Origin of the sequence: Faecalibacterium sp. I4-3-84, assembly GCF_023347255.1 — a bacterium.
Classification (GTDB): domain Bacteria; phylum Bacillota; class Clostridia; order Oscillospirales; family Ruminococcaceae; genus Faecalibacterium; species Faecalibacterium taiwanense.
In genome coordinates this window covers 1032688-1048163 of sequence record NZ_CP094466.1, presented here as the reverse complement: position 1 = coordinate 1048163, position 15476 = coordinate 1032688, and the positions used below count along the sequence as shown (strand labels likewise).

The window sequence follows — 15476 nt, the reverse complement described above, 5'->3', positions numbered from 1 at the left end:
TAAGAATTCGATGGGCGGGGAGATGTCCTACAATACGATTCAGCGGATGCTGAGTAATCGCCGGTATATCGGCGAATTGCGCTCGCGGGATGTGGTACAGCCCAATGCGATCCCGGCTCTCGTGTCAGAGGATTTGTTCAACAAGGTGCAGGAAAAGCTGGCAAAACCCAAAATCAAAGAGGAATTTATCCGCTTCAATCGCAAGGGCAGGTTTGGAATACTGTTCTAACCGGCATATTTTGCGATATGCAATCTAACGATGTTGCAAACGCTTAAAAAGTTGGATTGCGATGGCTGATGCGCTTCCGCAAGTTGGACATGAGCCTGAAAGACCAGCGGCAGGCATTGGTGGATACGTTCATCAATGCGATTTATCTGTATGATGATAAGGTTCTCATCACCTTTAACTATAAAGAAGGTACACAGGCCATCACATTTGAGGAAGCGGCAGAAGCTGCTTCAAAGGGAAATGGTTCGGATTTGGATTGCATTCCTGCACCACAAAAAAGACAGCTTTTGATAGCTGTCTTTTTTGTTTTACATGACCGTTTCCCTTTAGTAGTAACCGCGGATAAGAGGACTTGAACAGGGCGGCGGCGCACAGCGGTCTGAACCGGATTATCTTATCCACAACGACCCGCTGGGCTACGCGGATTTGATTCTGAACGGAGAGCCGGAGAAATATCTGAAGAATGCGGCCGGGAGCCATGGGTTAGAAATCTGAATGAATGCTGGACATTACCGCTTTTTTGAGCTGGTGATGTCCAGCATTTATTATTTGGTGTTGATCGATCAATTTTAATGGAATCTTTATACTTCTACAATTTTCTTTACGGCTCTTTTATCTATTCCATGCTAATCTTTATGCACACGGATAGGTAAAGGAGCTTTTATGATTCAATATCCTCGTTACAAGCGGCACCGTTTTTCTTCTTTTCAGGTTATTATTGCAGGTTTTGCGGCAGTTGATCTGGTGGGCGCATTGCTTCTGATGCTCCCGATCGCTGCACAGCAGCGGTGCGTCACACCGTTCCATGAGGCACTGTTTACCTCCACCTCCGCCCTTTGTGTGACCGGACTTGTGGTTCAGGATACCGGAAGCTACTGGTCGGCTTTTGGGCAAAGCGTGATCCTTCTTCTGATCCAGATCGGAGGATTGGGTGTCATTACGGTGGGCGCTGCCTTTGCGCTGCTTTCCGGGCGAAAGATCTCCCTCAAGCAGCGCAGCACGATGCAGGAAGCTACTGCTGCCCCGCAGATGGGCGGCATCGTGCGGCTGACAGGCTTTATTCTGCGGATCACCGCCCTGTTTGAATTGGTCGGTGCTACACTGCTGCTGCCGACGTTCTGCGCCGATTATGGTTTGCGCGGGATCTGGTACGCGTTGTTTCATTCCATTTCGGCGTTCTGCAATGCCGGCTTTGACCTGCTGGGAACAGAGGGGGCAAAATTTGTTTCGCTGACACGGTATGCAGGAAACCCATTGCTTACCACAGTGATCGCGGCCCTGATCGTCTTTGGCGGCCTTGGCTTTCTGACATGGGAGGACATTTGTACATATCGCCTTGATTTTCACCGTTACCGGATGCAGAGCAAGGTGATCCTTGTCACAACGGCATTTCTTCTGGTATTGCCGACGCTGTACTTTTATTGCTTCGAGTTCACGGCAGGCTCTGCCCGGCAGCGCATTTTATTGTCGATGTTTCAATCCGTTACCCCCCGTACTGCCGGTTTTAACACCGCCGATCTTGCTGCGATGGGCAGCACTTCACAGGCGTTGATGGTGGTTCTGATGCTGTTAGGCGGTTCGCCCGGCTCTACGGCAGGCGGCATGAAAACCACAACATTTGCCGTTCTGCTGGCCAATATGTGGGCGACCTTCCGCCGCAGAGAAGATGCCGAATTTTTCGGGCGGCGCATAGATGGTTCTGCGGTCAAGAATGCTGCCACCATTGCAGGAATGTATTTGACGCTGTTCTTCCTCGGAGCCTTTGTCATTGCTACGGCCGAGCAGCTGCCGATGTCGGTCTGTCTGTATGAGACTGCTTCGGCTGTGGCAACGGTGGGTCTGACATTGGGCATCACACCGCAGTTGGGGGTCCTTTCGCAGGGGGTGCTGATCGCACTGATGTTTTTGGGACGTGTTGGCGGATTGACGTTGATCTATGCGGCATTTGGCAGCAGCCCTGCCCACTCTCGTCTGCCGCAGGAGAAGATCGCAATCGGATAAAGGAGACAAGTATGAAATCGATTCTTTTGATTGGGCTTGGCCGTTTTGGCCGCCATATTGCGCAGGAACTGAATGAGCTGGGTCATCAGGTCATGGCGATCGACAGCAACGAAGACCGTGTGAACGCCGTGCTTTCCTATGTGACGAATGCACAGATCGGTGACAGCACCAGCGAATACTTTCTGCGCTCCCTTGGTGTTGGCAATTTTGATGTGTGTATCGTAACCATCGGCGGTAATTTTCAAAACTCGTTGGAAACAACATCACTGCTCAAGGAGCTGGGAGCAAAGCTTGTGGTCTCGCGTGCAGAGCGGGATGTACAAGCCAAGTTCCTGCTGCGCAACGGTGCGGATGAAGTGGTCTACCCGGAAAAGCAGCTGGCAAAGTGGGCGGCGATCCGATACAGCTCCGAACACATTCTGGATTATATCGAGCTGCAGGACGACCACGCCATCATGGAAGTGACCATTCCGCCGGAATGGACGGATCGCACGATCGGTGAGATCAATATCCGAAAAAAGTATAACATCAACATTCTTGCGCTGAAAAAAGACGGAAAGCTCGATATGAGCATTACGCCGGATACGCAGCTGTGCCGGGATGAAAGTATGCTGGTTTTGGGAAAATACGCATCGATCCAGAAGTGTTTCCGGCTCTGAAAAGATAGGACGGATCATAATGGATGTCGTTTTGTTACTGATGGTTCTTGGAGTTATGTTGAGTGGTTTTTGGGCAGCAGATGCGCTGGATCACATGCGGAAGGAGATCCTTCAACAGGAAGGAAAAAGACGTGGCTGGTGGTCGTGACCATCAAATTGTGCTATACTGTGGGCAAGGCAGGTGATCTTTATGAATCAGAACGACCCACCCACTGAACATATTCTGGCGTGTCTGTCGTCCTCTCCCTCCAATGCAAAGATCGTGCGGACGGCGGCAACAATGGCAAAGGCATTCGGCGGCTCTTTTACTGCGTTGTATGTCAAAACACCGGATGCCGACTGGATGAGTGCGCAGGACAAACAGCGCTTGCAGCAGCATATCCACATGGCGGAACAGGCGGGCGCAGATATTACGACCCTCTACGGCGATGACATTCCACAGCAGATCGCAGAGTTTGCCCGGATCTCCGGCATTACAAAAATCGTACTGGGGCGCTCCAGCGTACATCGCCGCCATTTCTGGAGTGGACCGTCACTGACTGAAAAATTGACGCTGACTGCGCCCAATCTGGATATTTATATCATCCCGGATGCAGCAGTTGAGCAGGATTACGGCTCTGGCAGAAGGCTGTTTGCCCGTTCCATCGTCCCATCGTTCCGTGACCTGCTGATTACGGCAGGGATTCTAGCCTGCATCACGGTGATCGGCTTTTTGTTCCTGCAACTGGACTTTGCGCGCTACAATATCATTATGTTCTACATGTTGGGTGTTTTGCTCACGGCTCTTACAACATCTGGCTATTCCTGCGGCGTTTTGGGCTCGATTGCCAGCGTTGCGCTCTATAACTTCTTCCTGACGGAGCCAAGACTGACATTCCATGCCTATGATCCGGGGTATCAAATCACCTTTGTGCTGATGCTGACTTCTGCCATCGTCACCTGTACGCTGACGACCCGGTTGAAAGATCAGGCAAAAATGTCTGCACAGGCGGCGTTTCGGACGAAGGTGCTGTTTGATACCAGCCAGCTTTTGCAGAAAGCGACCAACGAAGACGAAATTTTATCCCTGACGGCAGCGCAGCTTACCAAACTGCTAAACCGGAACCTGATCGTGTATCCAGAGCAGGATGGTTCTCTTGGACAGGGGCAAATTTTTAACACAGTGGAAGAAAGCAGCCGACTCAGTTTTGATTCTGCGCCGGAACGCAGTGCCGCTGAGTGGTGCTTTGCAAATAAGAAGCGTTCGGGTGCATCAACGGATTACTGTACCGATGCAAAAGGACTGTACCTTGCGATTCGTACAGGCAGCGGTGTGTTTGGTGTTATCGGCATCGACCTGTCGGAACGCTCCATGGATGCGTTTGAAAACAGCGTCCTGCTGTCGATCCTTGGTGAATGCGCATTGGCAGTGGAAAACCGTCGCATTGCGCTGGAAAAAGAACGAGCTACCATGCAGGCGCAGAATGAACAGCTTCGGGCAAACCTGCTGCGCATGATCTCGCATGATCTGCGCACCCCGCTGACCTCCATTTCCGGCAATGCCAGCAATCTGCTTTCCAACGGAGAAACGCTGGATACAGAGACCCGGAACAAGATCTGCACCGATATTTTTGACGATGCACAATGGCTGATTGGTTTAGTGGAAAATCTGCTTTCCATCACCCGCATTGAAGATGGCCGGATGAATCTGCAGATCTCACCGCAGCTGATGGACGAAATGATCGAAGAAGCACTGCACCATGTCAACCGGAAAAGCTGCGAACACACCATCACAACACAGTATGGGGACGAGATCCTCCTGGTCAATGTGGATGCACGGCTGATCATGCAGGTCGTTGTCAATCTGGTGGATAACGCCATCAAATACACCCCCGTGGGCTCGGTCATTCAGATTTCGGCTTACCGGAAAGACCATCAGGTCGTAGTGGAAGTGGCAGATAACGGCCCTGGCATTCCGGATCGCGCAAAAGCACAGGTGTTCGAGATGTTTTATACCGGGCAGAGCCGCATCGCAGACAGCCACCGCAGCCTTGGCTTGGGCTTGCCCCTCTGCCGTGCAATCTTGACGGCTCACGGCGGAACATTGACCCTGCGTGACAACATTCCCAATGGCAGTGTCTTTTCCTTTGCATTGCCGCAAAGCGAGGTGAACATTCATGAATAAGCCGTCCATTCTGGTCGTAGAGGATGATGTTCCTGTACGGTGTCTGATCACAACGACCCTGAAGACCCACGGCTATAAATATCTGACTGCTTCCAATGGGGAAACGGCGATCATGATGACTACCAGCCACAATCCGGACATCATGCTGCTGGATCTTGGGCTGCCCGATATAGACGGCATCGAGGTCATTCGCAGCGTCCGCACATGGTCGAACCTGCCCATCATTGTCCTGAGTGCCCGGAGCGAAGATTCTGATAAGATCGAAGCACTGGACAACGGCGCAGACGATTATCTGACAAAGCCGTTTTCCGTGGACGAGCTGCTGGCAAGACTGCGTGTAACGCAGCGCCGATTGAATCTGCTGGCTTCTGACGGCATAAACAGTCCGGTTTTTGTCAATGGTCCTTTGAAGATCGACTTCTCGGCCGGGTGCGTCTGGTTGGGTGAGAATGAATTGCATCTGACCCCCATCGAGTACAAACTGCTGTGTGTGCTGGCGCATAATGTGGGCAAGGTGCTGACGCATACATCCATCACACAGCAAATATGGGGAAGCACGCAGGAAAATGACATTGCCTCCTTGCGTGTTTATATGGCATCCCTGCGCAAAAAATTGGAACGATACCCGGATGCGCCGCATCTGATCCAGACTCATGTTGGTGTCGGATACCGGATGCTTCGTGTGGAAAACGATGAAGCATAGTAAAAAAACAAGGTGCGCCCTGCGGACGCACCCTGCAAAAGACCACAGACAAGCGATATGTACAACAGGGCGTTCCCCGTCGGGAACGCTCTGTTTTTCTTTGTTGGTAGTGTGATGAGCCTATTCCGCCTGCCATACTGAGGCATTTTTATGCGTTATTTTTTCATGGAGCTGTTTTGCAGCAGCCCCTCTCTGCCGTTAGCGGTTCTTATAAAGTTTCAGGTGCGGTCAGCGCGCTTTTTGCCGAGGTATGCGGCCTTGACCTGTTCATTGGTCAGCAATTCAGCACCCGTGCCGGAAAGGGTCAGGGTGCCGGTCTCCAGCACATAGGCGTAATCGGCCACCTTCAGGGCCATGTTGGCGTTCTGCTCGTTCAGCAGCACGGTGATGCCCTGCTGGTTCACGGTGCGGATGATATCAAAAATCTCCCGCACCACGATGGGCGCAAGGCCAAGGCTCGGCTCGTCCAGCATGAGCAGCTTCGGCTTGCTCATCAGGGCGCGGCCCACGGCCAGCATCTGCTGCTCGCCGCCGGAAAGGGTGCCGGCGCTCTGCCAGCTGCGCTCCTTCAGACGGGGGAACAGACTGTACACCCATTCAAGGTCTTTCTCGGTTTCGGCCTTATCCTTGCGCAGGTATGCGCCGATCTTCAGATTTTCCAGCACAGTCAGGTCGGCAAACACCCGGCGGCCCTCCGGCGACATGGCAATGCCGCTGGCCACGATCTGGTCGATGGGCTTGCCCAGCAGTTCCTGCCCGTTCCACAAAATGGAGCCGCTCTGTGCCTTTACAAGGCCGGAAATGGTGCGCATCAGGGTGGACTTGCCTGCGCCGTTGGCACCGATCAGGGTAACGATCTTGCCGTCCGGCACGTTCAGCGACACACCGCGCAAGGCCTGAATGCCGCCATAGGAAACATGTAAATCCTTGATCTCAAGCATCTTCGTCCACCCCCAGATAAGCGTCGATCACCCGCGGGTCGTTCTGCACCTCGGCGGGCGTACCCTCGGCGATCAAGCGGCCAAAGTCCAGCACATAGACCCGGTCGGAAATATCCATCACCAGATCCATGTGGTGCTCGATCATGAACACAGTCAGTCTGAAATCGGTGCGGATGCGGTCAATAAAGGCGGTCAGCTCTTCGGTCTCCTGCGGGTTCATACCGGCGGCAGGCTCATCCAGCAGCAGCAGCTTCGGCTCGGTGGCAAGGGCACGCGCGATCTCCACCCGACGCTGCAGGCCGTAGGGCAGGCCGGTAGCCAGTTCGTTGCGTACATCCTCAAGGCCCAGCACATGCAGCAGCTTTTCGCACTCCTCGCGCTGGCGCTTTTCCTCGTCTGCGTTCAGCCGGAAGGTGGCGCTCAGCAGGTTGGCCGAGCGGCGGCAGTGCTTGGCGATGAGCACGTTCTCAAACACGGTCTGGCTCTTCCATAGACGGATATTCTGGAAGGTGCGGGCAATACCCATCTGGGTGATCTTATCGGGCGTGGGGGCGATCATGTGGGAATACTTGCCCGCGTTCTGGCCCTTATAGAGCTTTTTCATCTTGCCGTGGGGCGTGTTTTCAATGATCTTGCGTCCCTCGAACCACACCGCGCCGTTGGTGGGCGCATACACGCCGGTGACAACGTTGAACGCGGTGGTCTTGCCGGCACCGTTGGGGCCGATGAGGGAGACGATCTGATCTTTATCCACCTTCAGGTTCAGATTGTCCACAGCCACAACGCCGCCAAACTGCATCGTGGCGTTTTCAATGGTCAATACGTTTTCACTCATTTGGAACGCGCCTCCTTTTTGGCAGCTTTTACAGTGGATGCGGGCTTTTTCTGGAACAATTCACGGTCGCCCATGATGCCCTTGCGGAAGAACAGCACCACCGCCATAATGATGATGCTGAACACCACCATGCGGAAGCCGGAACGCAGCAGCGGCACACGGAAGCCGCCGATCCAGGTCTCGTTGTCGAGGAAGCGCAGCAACCACTCGGAGCTGGCGATGAACAGGAAGGACGCGATGATGGAACCGGACACCGAGCCAATGCCGCCAATGACCACGATCAGCAGGATCTCGTAGGTCATGCTGGATTTGAAGGTGGTGGCCTGCACGCTGGCCTGATACATGGCAAGCATTGCGCCGGAGATACCGGCAAAGAAGCTGCTGATGATAAAGCTCATGCGCTTGTGGCTGGCAAGGTTGATGCCCATGGCTTCGGCAGCGATCTCGTCATCACGGATGGCTTTGAAGGCACGGCCATAGGTGGAATTGATGAGCAGCAGAATGATGGCGATGCACACGCCGGAGAAGAGGAAGGGCATCACGGTTTCCAGATGCAAGGTCGTGCCGCCCAGCGAAAGGTGGAAGCTGGCAAAGCTGGTAAAGCCGTACAGAAGGTTGGAGCCGTTGGTCAGCGGGCCAAAGCCCTCGTAAACCACGGCGGCACGGATGATCTCGGCAAAGCCCAGTGTAGCAATGGCAAGATAATCGCTCTTGAGCTTCAGCACCGGCAGGCCGATGAGGAAGGCGAACAGCGCTGCGATAAAACCGGCCAGGATCAGGCAGAACACAACACCCAGCAGCAGGCCGAAGCCGCCCAGAGGTTTGGAGAGCAGTTCCGGGATGGAGAAGCCGATGCCGCCGTTTGCATAGCGCTGATAGATGGACTTCTGCGAAGCGGCGGGAATAGTGAGGATGGCGTAGGTGTAGGCACCCAGCAGTATAAAACCTGCCTGACCCAGACTGAACAGGCCGGTAAAGCCGTTCAGCAGGTTCATGGAGACAGCCACCAGTGCATAGATGGCACCCTTGCGCAGCACGGTGAGCAGCATGGAGGGCACAAAGCTCAGGTTATCCAGTGCCAGCAGCACCACCAGCAGAGCGGCCAGCGCCAGTGCGGCCCGGAGATAGATGCGTTTTTTCTCTTGTTTCATGGTCATCACACTTTCTCGGTCAGGTTTTCACTGAACAGGCCGGTAGGCTTGACGGCCAGCACCACGATCAGCAGTGCAAAGGTGAACGCATCGCTGAAGGTGGTAGCGCCTGCACCTTTAATAAGGCTCTCGCAGATGCCGATGATGAAGCCGCCGATCACCGCACCGGGAATGGAGCCGATGCCGCCGAACACCGCAGCCACAAAGGCTTTCAGGCCGGGCATGGCACCCACAGTGGGGGTGACTGCCGTGTAGTTGGAAAAATACATCATGGAGCCGATGGCCGCAAGAAAGCTGCCCACCGCAAAGGTAAAGGAGATGACATTGTTGATCTTGATGCCCATGAGCTGGGCGGTCTCAAAATCGCGGGAAGCGGCGCGCATGGCCATGCCGATCTTGGTCTTCTGGATCAGGGTAACAAGTGCTGCCACCAGCACAATGACGAGAAACGGCGTTACCACCGTCACCCGCTTGGTCTGGCAGCCCAGCACCGTGACGGTGTCGCTGATCCACGGCAGGGCAGGGTACTGCTTGGCCAGACCGCCGGTGACATACCACATCGAGTTCTGCAAAAGGTAGGACATACCGATCGCGGAGATCATCACCGACATGCGCGGCGCAGTGCGCAGGGGCTTGTAGGCGATCTTTTCCACTGCGATGCCCAGCAGTACCGTTGCCGCCACCACCAGCGGGATGGAAATGGTCAGCGGAAGGGAAGCAGTAGCGTACACCATCAGAAAACCGGCTACGGTAAAGATATCGCCGTGGGCAAAGTTGATCAGGCGCAGGATGCCGTACACCATTGTGTAGCCAATGGCGATCAATGCATACTGGCCGCCCACCGAGATACCTGCCAGCAAATAGGGCAGAAACTTTGCAGCCATAAGGGGGACCCTCCATTTCTTACAACTTTTAATAAAATAAACTCCTCCAGTCACCTCCGGTGACAGCCCCCTCCCAGAGGGGGTCAAACCTGCTGGAAAGCTACAAAAAGGCTCCCTCGTTGAGGGAGCAGTCAACGCCATCAGGCGTTGACTGAGGGAGTTTAAAGTTTTGTTCAGCCTTCCACGCTCTGAGTCTTGACGAACTCAAACGCGCCGTCGGCAGCTTTCTTGATGTAAGCCATATCCTTGTTGGCATCACCGGTGGTCTGGTCAAAGGTGATGCTGCCGGTAACGCCGTCGCAGTTTACGCCGTACAGAGCATCGCGGATGGCGGTGCCGTCGGTGCTGCCTGCTGCCTTGATGGCTTCCAGAGCCACCATGTAGCCGTCGTAGCCCAGTGCAGAAACAGCTGCCACGATGTCATTGCCGCCGTTGTTGGTCAGCTTCTGGCTGTCGGCGTTCAGCCACTCCTTAAAGCCGGTCACGAACTCCTTGGCTGCGCCGGAATCATCGTTCTCATCAAAGAAGGTGGAGCAATACACCTGCACGCTGGTGCCCTTCTGGGCATCCAGAATAACGCTGGACTCCCATGTGTCGCCTGCGGTAATGGGTTTGTCAAAGCCTGCAGAAGCAGCCTGTGTGATGATCTGGGCTGCGTAGGTGGTGGCGCAGGGAGCAAAGATCACATCTGCACCGGCGTTGATGGCGTTCTGGATGTAGGCGGAGAAGTCCGAGGTGCCCTCGGGGAACTGCTCGCTGGTAACAGTGCCGCCCAGATCCTCAAAAGCGTTGACGAAGTAGGTGGCCAGACCGGAGCCGTAGTCCTCGCCCAGCATGCTCAGCACGTAGGCGTTGGCAGCACTGAACTCATCCTTTGCAAAGTTTGCCATGACCGAGCCCTGGAACGGGTCAAGGAAGCAGACACGGAAGTAGTAGGGGTTGGCCTCAGTCACGGCGGGGTTGGTGCAGGAGCAGCCAATGGCCGGGATGGAAGCGGACTGGAAGGTGGGAGCGGCTGCAATGGAAACACCGGAGCCGTAGCTGCCCAGCACGATGGAGACTTTCTTGGAGACCAGCTCCTGTGCAGCAGTCACGGCCTTATCGGTGCTGGACTGGTTATCCACTTCCACCAGCTCCACGTTATAGGTCTCACCGCCGATCTCCACGGTGGGAGCAAGGCTGTTGGCATACTCGACACCCAGCACTTCCTGCTTGCCGCCTGCGCCGTTATCACCGGAAGCCGGTTCAAACACGCCGATCTTAATGGTCTTGCCGCCTGCAGAAGAGCCGCTTGCGGAACCGCCAGAAGAAGAGCAGCCTGCCATAGCTGCTGCTGCGGCGGTGATGCCTGCCGCTTTCAGGAAATCACGACGAGAAATGAATGCTTTCATAAGAATTGCCCCCTCTATTATTTCTTAACGCTTTCCCAGATAAAACAAGAAAAACCCGCAGCGGCGCAGTGATCCTCAGATCCTGCATCGTTGCGGGTTTCTTAGCATTGTTTTAGCACATGAAAAGGAACTTGTCTAGGCTGAATTTGAATTTTTTTAAATTTTCGTCAGATGATAAAAAGAAACTGTACTTGAACAGCGTGCATTTTGGGCGGTTTTGATACAGACTGTCTTTTGACTGAATACAGATTTGCCGTAAGGATCATACTTTAATCCGCTGCACGTCCCAGCCGCATCTTGAAATCGCTGTAGCCGAACTTCACCAGCTCCCGGCAGGTGCCGTTTTCGTCCATTGCCCAGATGGGCGGCAGCGGCATCCCGTTGAAGGTGTTGTTCTTGCAGGTGGTGTAGATGGCCATATCGCCGAAAATGAGCCTTTGCCCCTCGGTGAGCGGGGAGGCAAAGCTGTAGTCGCCCACCACATCCCCGGCAAGGCAGGTGGGGCCGCCAAGGCGGATGAGGTACGGCTTTTCGCCGGGATCCCCGGCATCCAGCAGCGGCGGGCGGTAGGGCATCTCGATCACATCCGGGGTGTGGCAGGCCGCAGACATGTCCAGAATGGCAAGGCTCGTCTCGCCATTTTGCAAAGTATCCAGCACAGTGGTAACAAGATACCCGGCGTTCAGCGCCCATGCTTCGCCCGGCTCCAGATACACCTGCACGCCGTACTTTTTCTGTGTTTCGGTAATGCACTGTTCCAGCGTGGCAAGGCGGTAGCCGGGGTGGGTGATATGGTGCCCGCCGCCAAAGTTGAGCCACTTCATCCGGGGCAGAAGACCCCCGAACTTTGCTTCCACCGCCGCCAGCGTTAAGGCCAGTGCATCGGCATCCTGCTCGCACAGGGTGTGGAAGTGCAGTCCGTCCAGTAATTCGGGCAGGGCCGGGTCTGCCTGCACGGCGGCATCCCACTGGGCGCGGGTGGTGCCAAGGCGGCTGCCCGGGGCGCAGGGGTCGTAAATTGCATGGCCTTCCTGCGTGGAGCACTCCGGGTTCAGCCGCAGGCCCACGCTCTTGCCCGCCGCCTTTGCTGCCGGGCCGAACTTTGCCAGCTGGCTGGGCGAATTGAACACGATGTGGTCGGCGTACTGCAGCAGCTCCGCGAACTCGTCTGCCCGGTAGGCCGCGCAGAACACATGGTTCTCTTTTTCCGGCAGCTCTTCTTTGCCAAGGCGGCTCTCGTACAGGCCGCTGGCCTCGGTGCCCGCCAGATAAGGAGCCAGCACCGGGTAAACATTAAAGTTGGAAAAAGCCTTCTGTGCCAGCAGAATTTTGCAGCCGGTGCGCTGCTGCACCCCCAGCAGAAGTTCGCCGTTGCGGCGCAGCTGCCCTTCGTCCAGCAGGTAGCAGGGGGTGGGCAGAGAGGCAAGCGCTTCCCAAGAAAGGTTTGCAAGGCCCGCAAAGGGCGGGCGGGTATCGGCCAGCCGCATCAGTCCACCAGCGCCGGGCTGTGGCTCTCGGAACGGGGCAGGCCGTACTTGTCCAGAGCGTCCAGATACGGGTCCGGATCAAACTCTTCCACAGTGTGCACGCCCTTGGTGGTCCACTTGCCGGTGAGCAGCATCAGTGCGCCGCACATGGCCGGTACGCCGGTGGTATAGCTGATGGCCTGAGAGCCGACCTCCTTGTAGCACTCCTGATGGTCGCACACATTATAAATATAGTAGGTCTTTTCCTTGCCGTCCTTCTTGCCGGTGAAGATGCAGCCGATGTTGGTCTTGCCCTTGGTGCGGGGGCCAAGGCTGGCGGGGTCCGGCAGCAGAGCCTTGAGGAACTGGATGGGCACGATCTCCTGCCCGTTGAAGTTGACCGGGGTGGTGGACAGCATGCCCACATCCTCCAGACAGCGCATGTGGTCGAGATAGCTCTGGCCAAAGGTCATGAAGAAGCGGATGCGCTTTGCCTCCGGGATGTTCTTGGCAAGGGACTCGATCTCCTCGTGGTGCAGCAGGTACATATCCTTGTCGCCCACCTGATCGAAGTTGTACTCCCGCTTGATGCTCATGGCCGGGATCTCCACCCAGTGGCCGTTCTCCCAGTAGCTGCCGGGAGCGGACACCTCGCGCAGGTTGATCTCCGGGTTAAAGTTGGTGGCAAAGGCATAGCCGTGGTCGCCGCCGTTGCAGTCCAGAATATCAATGGTGTCAATGGTGTCGAACTCGTGCTTTTTGGCGTAGGCGCAGTAAGCCTGGGTCACGCCCGGGTCGAAGCCGCTGCCCAGCAGGGCGGTCAGGCCGGCTTCCTCAAACTTCTTTGCGTAGGCCCACTGCCAGCTGTAATCAAAGTAGGCGGAGAAGCCTGCTTCCTTGCAGCGCTTCTCGTAGATGGCACGCCACTCCGGGTCGTCAGTGTTCTCCGGCTCGTAGTTGGCGGTGTCCATATAGTTTACGTCGCAGGCAAGGCAGGCATCCATGATGGTCAGGTCCTGATAGGGCAGGGCAATGTTCATCACGAGGTCGGGCTGATAAGCCTTGATGAGGGCGATCACTTCGTCCACCTTGTCGGCATCCACCTGTGCGGTGGTGATCTTGGTAGCGGTTTTGGGGGCCAGTTCTGCAGCCAGCTTGTCGCACTTGGACTTGGTACGGCTGGCGATGCAGATCTCGGTGAACACTTCGGGTACCTGACAGCACTTGTGGATGGCAACGGAGGCCACGCCGCCGCAGCCGATGATCAGAACTTTGCTCATGATTTTTCTCCTTTATGTCAATGTGTGCAAATTCGGTCAGACCTGAAAGCCGGGCCAGCCCTTGTCCAGCGCGATCAGCGTTTCGCGCAGCACCTTGCAGGCGGTGGCGGTGGAAACGCCGGTGGTATCCAGCGTGGGAGCCAGCTCGTTGAGGTCTGCGGCTACGATGTTGGCTTTCGTCACGGTGCGGATGGCATCCAGCAGCTGCAAAAAGCTCACGCCGCCGGCTTCGGGCGTGCCGGTGCCGGGGAAGCAGGAGGGGTCCAGACAGTCGAGGTCGATGGTCAGGTAGACGGGCACCTTGCTCTCGCACAGCTGTTCCGTCAGCTCGGCAAGGCCGGTAAAATCGAATTTGTGCATCTCGGTGTGCTGGGCTGCAAACTCGAACTCGGCGCGGTCGCCGCTGCGGATGCAGAACTGATGGATGCGGCCATCACCCACCAGCTCATGGCAGCGGCGCAGCACGCAGGCGTGGCTCAGCTTTGCACCAAGGTAGTCGTCCCGCAGGTCGGCGTGGGCATCAAAGTGCACGATGTGCAGATCCGGATATTTCTTCACAGCAGCCCGCACGGCACCCAGCGTCACCAGATGTTCACCGCCCAGCAGCAATGGGAACTTGCCATCCTGCAGGATCTCCTCTGCGCGGGCTTCGATGTCCGCAAGGGCGCTCTCGCTGGAGCCGAAGCACAGCTCCAGATCGCCGCTGTCGAAGATGTCAAAATCGGTCAGGTCGGCATTCTGGTAGGGGCTGTAGGTCTCCAGACCATAGCTTTCGTGTCGGATGGCCGCCGGGCCGAACCGTGCGCCCGGGCGGTAGCTGGTGGTGGAATCGTAGGGCGCACCGTACAGCACGATGCTGGCGGCGCGGTAGCTGCTGTCACAGCCGATGAAGTTTTCAATGTTGGGTTGCATCAGTGTTCCTCCACTTCCCGCAGCATTTCCTCAAGGAATGCCGGCAGGTAAAATGCGCCGACATGCAGCCGGGCGGTGTAATAGCGGGTGCGCATGTTCAGCGCCTTCCATGCGTCTGCATCCAGATCATCGATGGGATGATACTTTTTGCTGGCAAAGCCGAACAGCCAGTACCCAGCCGCAAAGGTGGGAATGTGTGCCTGATACACTCGGCTGATGGGGAAAGTGGACGCAATGCGCTTGTGGCTGCGCTGCATGGCGCTGGCATCCTCGGCATAGAAGGGGCTGCCCTGCTGGTTCACCATGATGCCGTCCGCTTTCAGGGCATTGAAGCAGCTGCCGTAGAACTCGCGGGTGAACAGACCCTCGGATGGGCCGAAGGGATCGGAGGAGTCCACGATGATGAGGTCGTACTCCTCCTCGCAGCGGCGGATATACTTGAGGGCGTTCTCAAAATAGATGTGCACCCGGCGGTCATCCATGCGGCAGGCGTTGCTGGGCAGGAAGGCGCGGCAGGCTTCCACCACCTGCGGGTCCATCTCCACAAGATCGATGCGCTCCACCCGGTCGTAGCGGGTCAGCTCCCGCACCACGCCGCCGTCACCGGCACCGATGACAAGGATGTCTTTTGCCTGCTTGTGCACCGCCATGGGCACATGCACGATCATCTCGTCATAGATGAATTCGTCGCGCTCTGTCAGCATCACATTGCCGTCCAATGTGAGCACCCGGCCAAACTCCGGCGTTTCAAAAATATCGATGCGCTGGTAATCGCTCTGCTTGGAGTAGAGCTGTTTGTTCACCCGGATGCTGTGCTTCACATCCGGGGTGTGAAACTCGGAAAACCAAAATTCCATCTG

The 15476-nt window shown here is 56.0% G+C and carries 15 protein-coding genes and 1 pseudogene; 7 read left to right on the top strand and 9 right to left on the bottom strand.

What is annotated here, in order from left to right; all coding sequences use genetic code 11:
* Positions 1–22 precede the first annotated feature (22 nt).
* The 7 genes and pseudogenes from MTP41_RS15695 (at position 23) to MTP41_RS05175 (ending at position 5756) form a co-directional block, all read left to right on the top strand.
* Positions 23–229 (top strand): recombinase family protein, encoded by a 207-nt coding sequence (locus tag MTP41_RS15695; RefSeq protein ID WP_242959109.1) that lies wholly within the window; start codon positions 23–25, stop codon positions 227–229.
* An 89-nt stretch (positions 230–318) separates the two neighbouring features.
* On the top strand, positions 319–585 hold the full coding sequence (locus MTP41_RS05200) for a hypothetical protein (protein ID WP_442900348.1): 267 nt from the start codon (positions 319–321) through the stop codon (positions 583–585).
* A gap of 13 nt (positions 586–598) precedes the next feature.
* Positions 599–724 (top strand): annotated as a pseudogene (locus MTP41_RS05195) (DUF6061 family protein); the annotation flags it as partial.
* A gap of 168 nt (positions 725–892) precedes the next feature.
* On the top strand, positions 893–2230 hold the full coding sequence (locus MTP41_RS05190) for a TrkH family potassium uptake protein (RefSeq protein WP_249236354.1): 1338 nt from the start codon (positions 893–895) through the stop codon (positions 2228–2230).
* An 11-nt stretch (positions 2231–2241) separates the two neighbouring features.
* Positions 2242–2889, top strand: coding sequence for a potassium channel family protein (locus tag MTP41_RS05185; protein WP_249236353.1), 648 nt, complete (start codon positions 2242–2244; stop codon positions 2887–2889).
* A 280-nt stretch (positions 2890–3169) separates the two neighbouring features.
* Positions 3170–5053, top strand: a complete 1884-nt coding sequence (locus MTP41_RS05180) for a DUF4118 domain-containing protein (RefSeq protein WP_442900365.1) — start codon at positions 3170–3172, stop codon at positions 5051–5053.
* Entirely contained in the window at positions 5046–5756 is a 711-nt protein-coding gene (locus MTP41_RS05175) for a response regulator (RefSeq protein ID WP_249236351.1), read from the top strand. The genes MTP41_RS05180 and MTP41_RS05175 overlap by 8 nt, the downstream gene beginning before the upstream one ends.
* Positions 5757–5974: 218 nt before the next feature.
* On the opposite strand, the gene MTP41_RS05170 is transcribed toward MTP41_RS05175, so the two are convergent.
* The 9 genes from MTP41_RS05170 to speE all read right to left on the bottom strand — a co-directional run bounded on the left by MTP41_RS05170 (position 5975) and on the right by speE (position 15473).
* Positions 5975–6697 carry an ABC transporter ATP-binding protein gene (locus MTP41_RS05170; protein ID WP_249236350.1) on the bottom strand — a complete coding sequence of 241 codons (723 nt, stop codon included), beginning with the start codon at positions 6695–6697 and terminating at the stop codon, positions 5975–5977.
* Entirely contained in the window at positions 6690–7532 is an 843-nt protein-coding gene (locus MTP41_RS05165) for an ABC transporter ATP-binding protein (protein WP_249236349.1), read from the bottom strand. Before MTP41_RS05165 ends, MTP41_RS05170 begins: the two co-directional genes overlap by 8 nt.
* Positions 7529–8689 (bottom strand): branched-chain amino acid ABC transporter permease, encoded by a 1161-nt coding sequence (locus tag MTP41_RS05160; protein WP_442900347.1) that lies wholly within the window; start codon positions 8687–8689, stop codon positions 7529–7531. Before MTP41_RS05160 ends, MTP41_RS05165 begins: the two co-directional genes overlap by 4 nt.
* Positions 8689–9567 (bottom strand): branched-chain amino acid ABC transporter permease, encoded by an 879-nt coding sequence (locus tag MTP41_RS05155; RefSeq protein WP_249236347.1) that lies wholly within the window; start codon positions 9565–9567, stop codon positions 8689–8691. The genes MTP41_RS05160 and MTP41_RS05155 overlap by 1 nt, the downstream gene beginning before the upstream one ends.
* Positions 9568–9740: 173 nt before the next feature.
* Positions 9741–10958, bottom strand: coding sequence for an ABC transporter substrate-binding protein (locus tag MTP41_RS05150; RefSeq protein ID WP_249236346.1), 1218 nt, complete (start codon positions 10956–10958; stop codon positions 9741–9743).
* A 269-nt stretch (positions 10959–11227) separates the two neighbouring features.
* Positions 11228–12445: a carboxynorspermidine decarboxylase gene (locus MTP41_RS05145; protein WP_249236345.1), complete on the bottom strand. Its 1218-nt coding sequence runs from the start codon at positions 12443–12445 to the stop codon at positions 11228–11230.
* Positions 12445–13704 carry a saccharopine dehydrogenase family protein gene (locus MTP41_RS05140; RefSeq protein WP_097776331.1) on the bottom strand — a complete coding sequence of 420 codons (1260 nt, stop codon included), beginning with the start codon at positions 13702–13704 and terminating at the stop codon, positions 12445–12447. The genes MTP41_RS05145 and MTP41_RS05140 overlap by 1 nt, the downstream gene beginning before the upstream one ends.
* 36 nt (positions 13705–13740) lie before the next feature.
* Positions 13741–14616 carry an agmatinase gene (gene speB, locus MTP41_RS05135; protein WP_005943304.1) on the bottom strand — a complete coding sequence of 292 codons (876 nt, stop codon included), beginning with the start codon at positions 14614–14616 and terminating at the stop codon, positions 13741–13743.
* Positions 14616–15473, bottom strand: coding sequence for a polyamine aminopropyltransferase (speE, locus tag MTP41_RS05130; RefSeq protein WP_044953854.1), 858 nt, complete (start codon positions 15471–15473; stop codon positions 14616–14618). Before speE ends, speB begins: the two co-directional genes overlap by 1 nt.
* Positions 15474–15476: the final 3 nt, after the last annotated feature.

Coding starts and splice junctions, on each gene's coding strand:
- MTP41_RS15695 (WP_242959109.1), top strand. CDS start 23: ATGTCCTACAATACGATTCAGCGGATGCTGAGTAATCGCCGGTATATC.
- MTP41_RS05200 (WP_442900348.1), top strand. CDS start 319: ATGAGCCTGAAAGACCAGCGGCAGGCATTGGTGGATACGTTCATCAAT.
- MTP41_RS05190 (WP_249236354.1), top strand. CDS start 893: ATGATTCAATATCCTCGTTACAAGCGGCACCGTTTTTCTTCTTTTCAG.
- MTP41_RS05185 (WP_249236353.1), top strand. CDS start 2,242: ATGAAATCGATTCTTTTGATTGGGCTTGGCCGTTTTGGCCGCCATATT.
- MTP41_RS05180 (WP_442900365.1), top strand. CDS start 3,170: ATGGCAAAGGCATTCGGCGGCTCTTTTACTGCGTTGTATGTCAAAACA.
- MTP41_RS05175 (WP_249236351.1), top strand. CDS start 5,046: ATGAATAAGCCGTCCATTCTGGTCGTAGAGGATGATGTTCCTGTACGG.
- MTP41_RS05170 (WP_249236350.1), bottom strand. CDS start 6,697: ATGCTTGAGATCAAGGATTTACATGTTTCCTATGGCGGCATTCAGGCC.
- MTP41_RS05165 (WP_249236349.1), bottom strand. CDS start 7,532: ATGAGTGAAAACGTATTGACCATTGAAAACGCCACGATGCAGTTTGGC.
- MTP41_RS05160 (WP_442900347.1), bottom strand. CDS start 8,689: ATGACCATGAAACAAGAGAAAAAACGCATCTATCTCCGGGCCGCACTG.
- MTP41_RS05155 (WP_249236347.1), bottom strand. CDS start 9,567: ATGGCTGCAAAGTTTCTGCCCTATTTGCTGGCAGGTATCTCGGTGGGC.
- MTP41_RS05150 (WP_249236346.1), bottom strand. CDS start 10,958: ATGAAAGCATTCATTTCTCGTCGTGATTTCCTGAAAGCGGCAGGCATC.
- MTP41_RS05145 (WP_249236345.1), bottom strand. CDS start 12,445: ATGCGGCTGGCCGATACCCGCCCGCCCTTTGCGGGCCTTGCAAACCTT.
- MTP41_RS05140 (WP_097776331.1), bottom strand. CDS start 13,704: ATGAGCAAAGTTCTGATCATCGGCTGCGGCGGCGTGGCCTCCGTTGCC.
- speB (WP_005943304.1), bottom strand. CDS start 14,616: ATGCAACCCAACATTGAAAACTTCATCGGCTGTGACAGCAGCTACCGC.
- speE (WP_044953854.1), bottom strand. CDS start 15,473: ATGGAATTTTGGTTTTCCGAGTTTCACACCCCGGATGTGAAGCACAGC.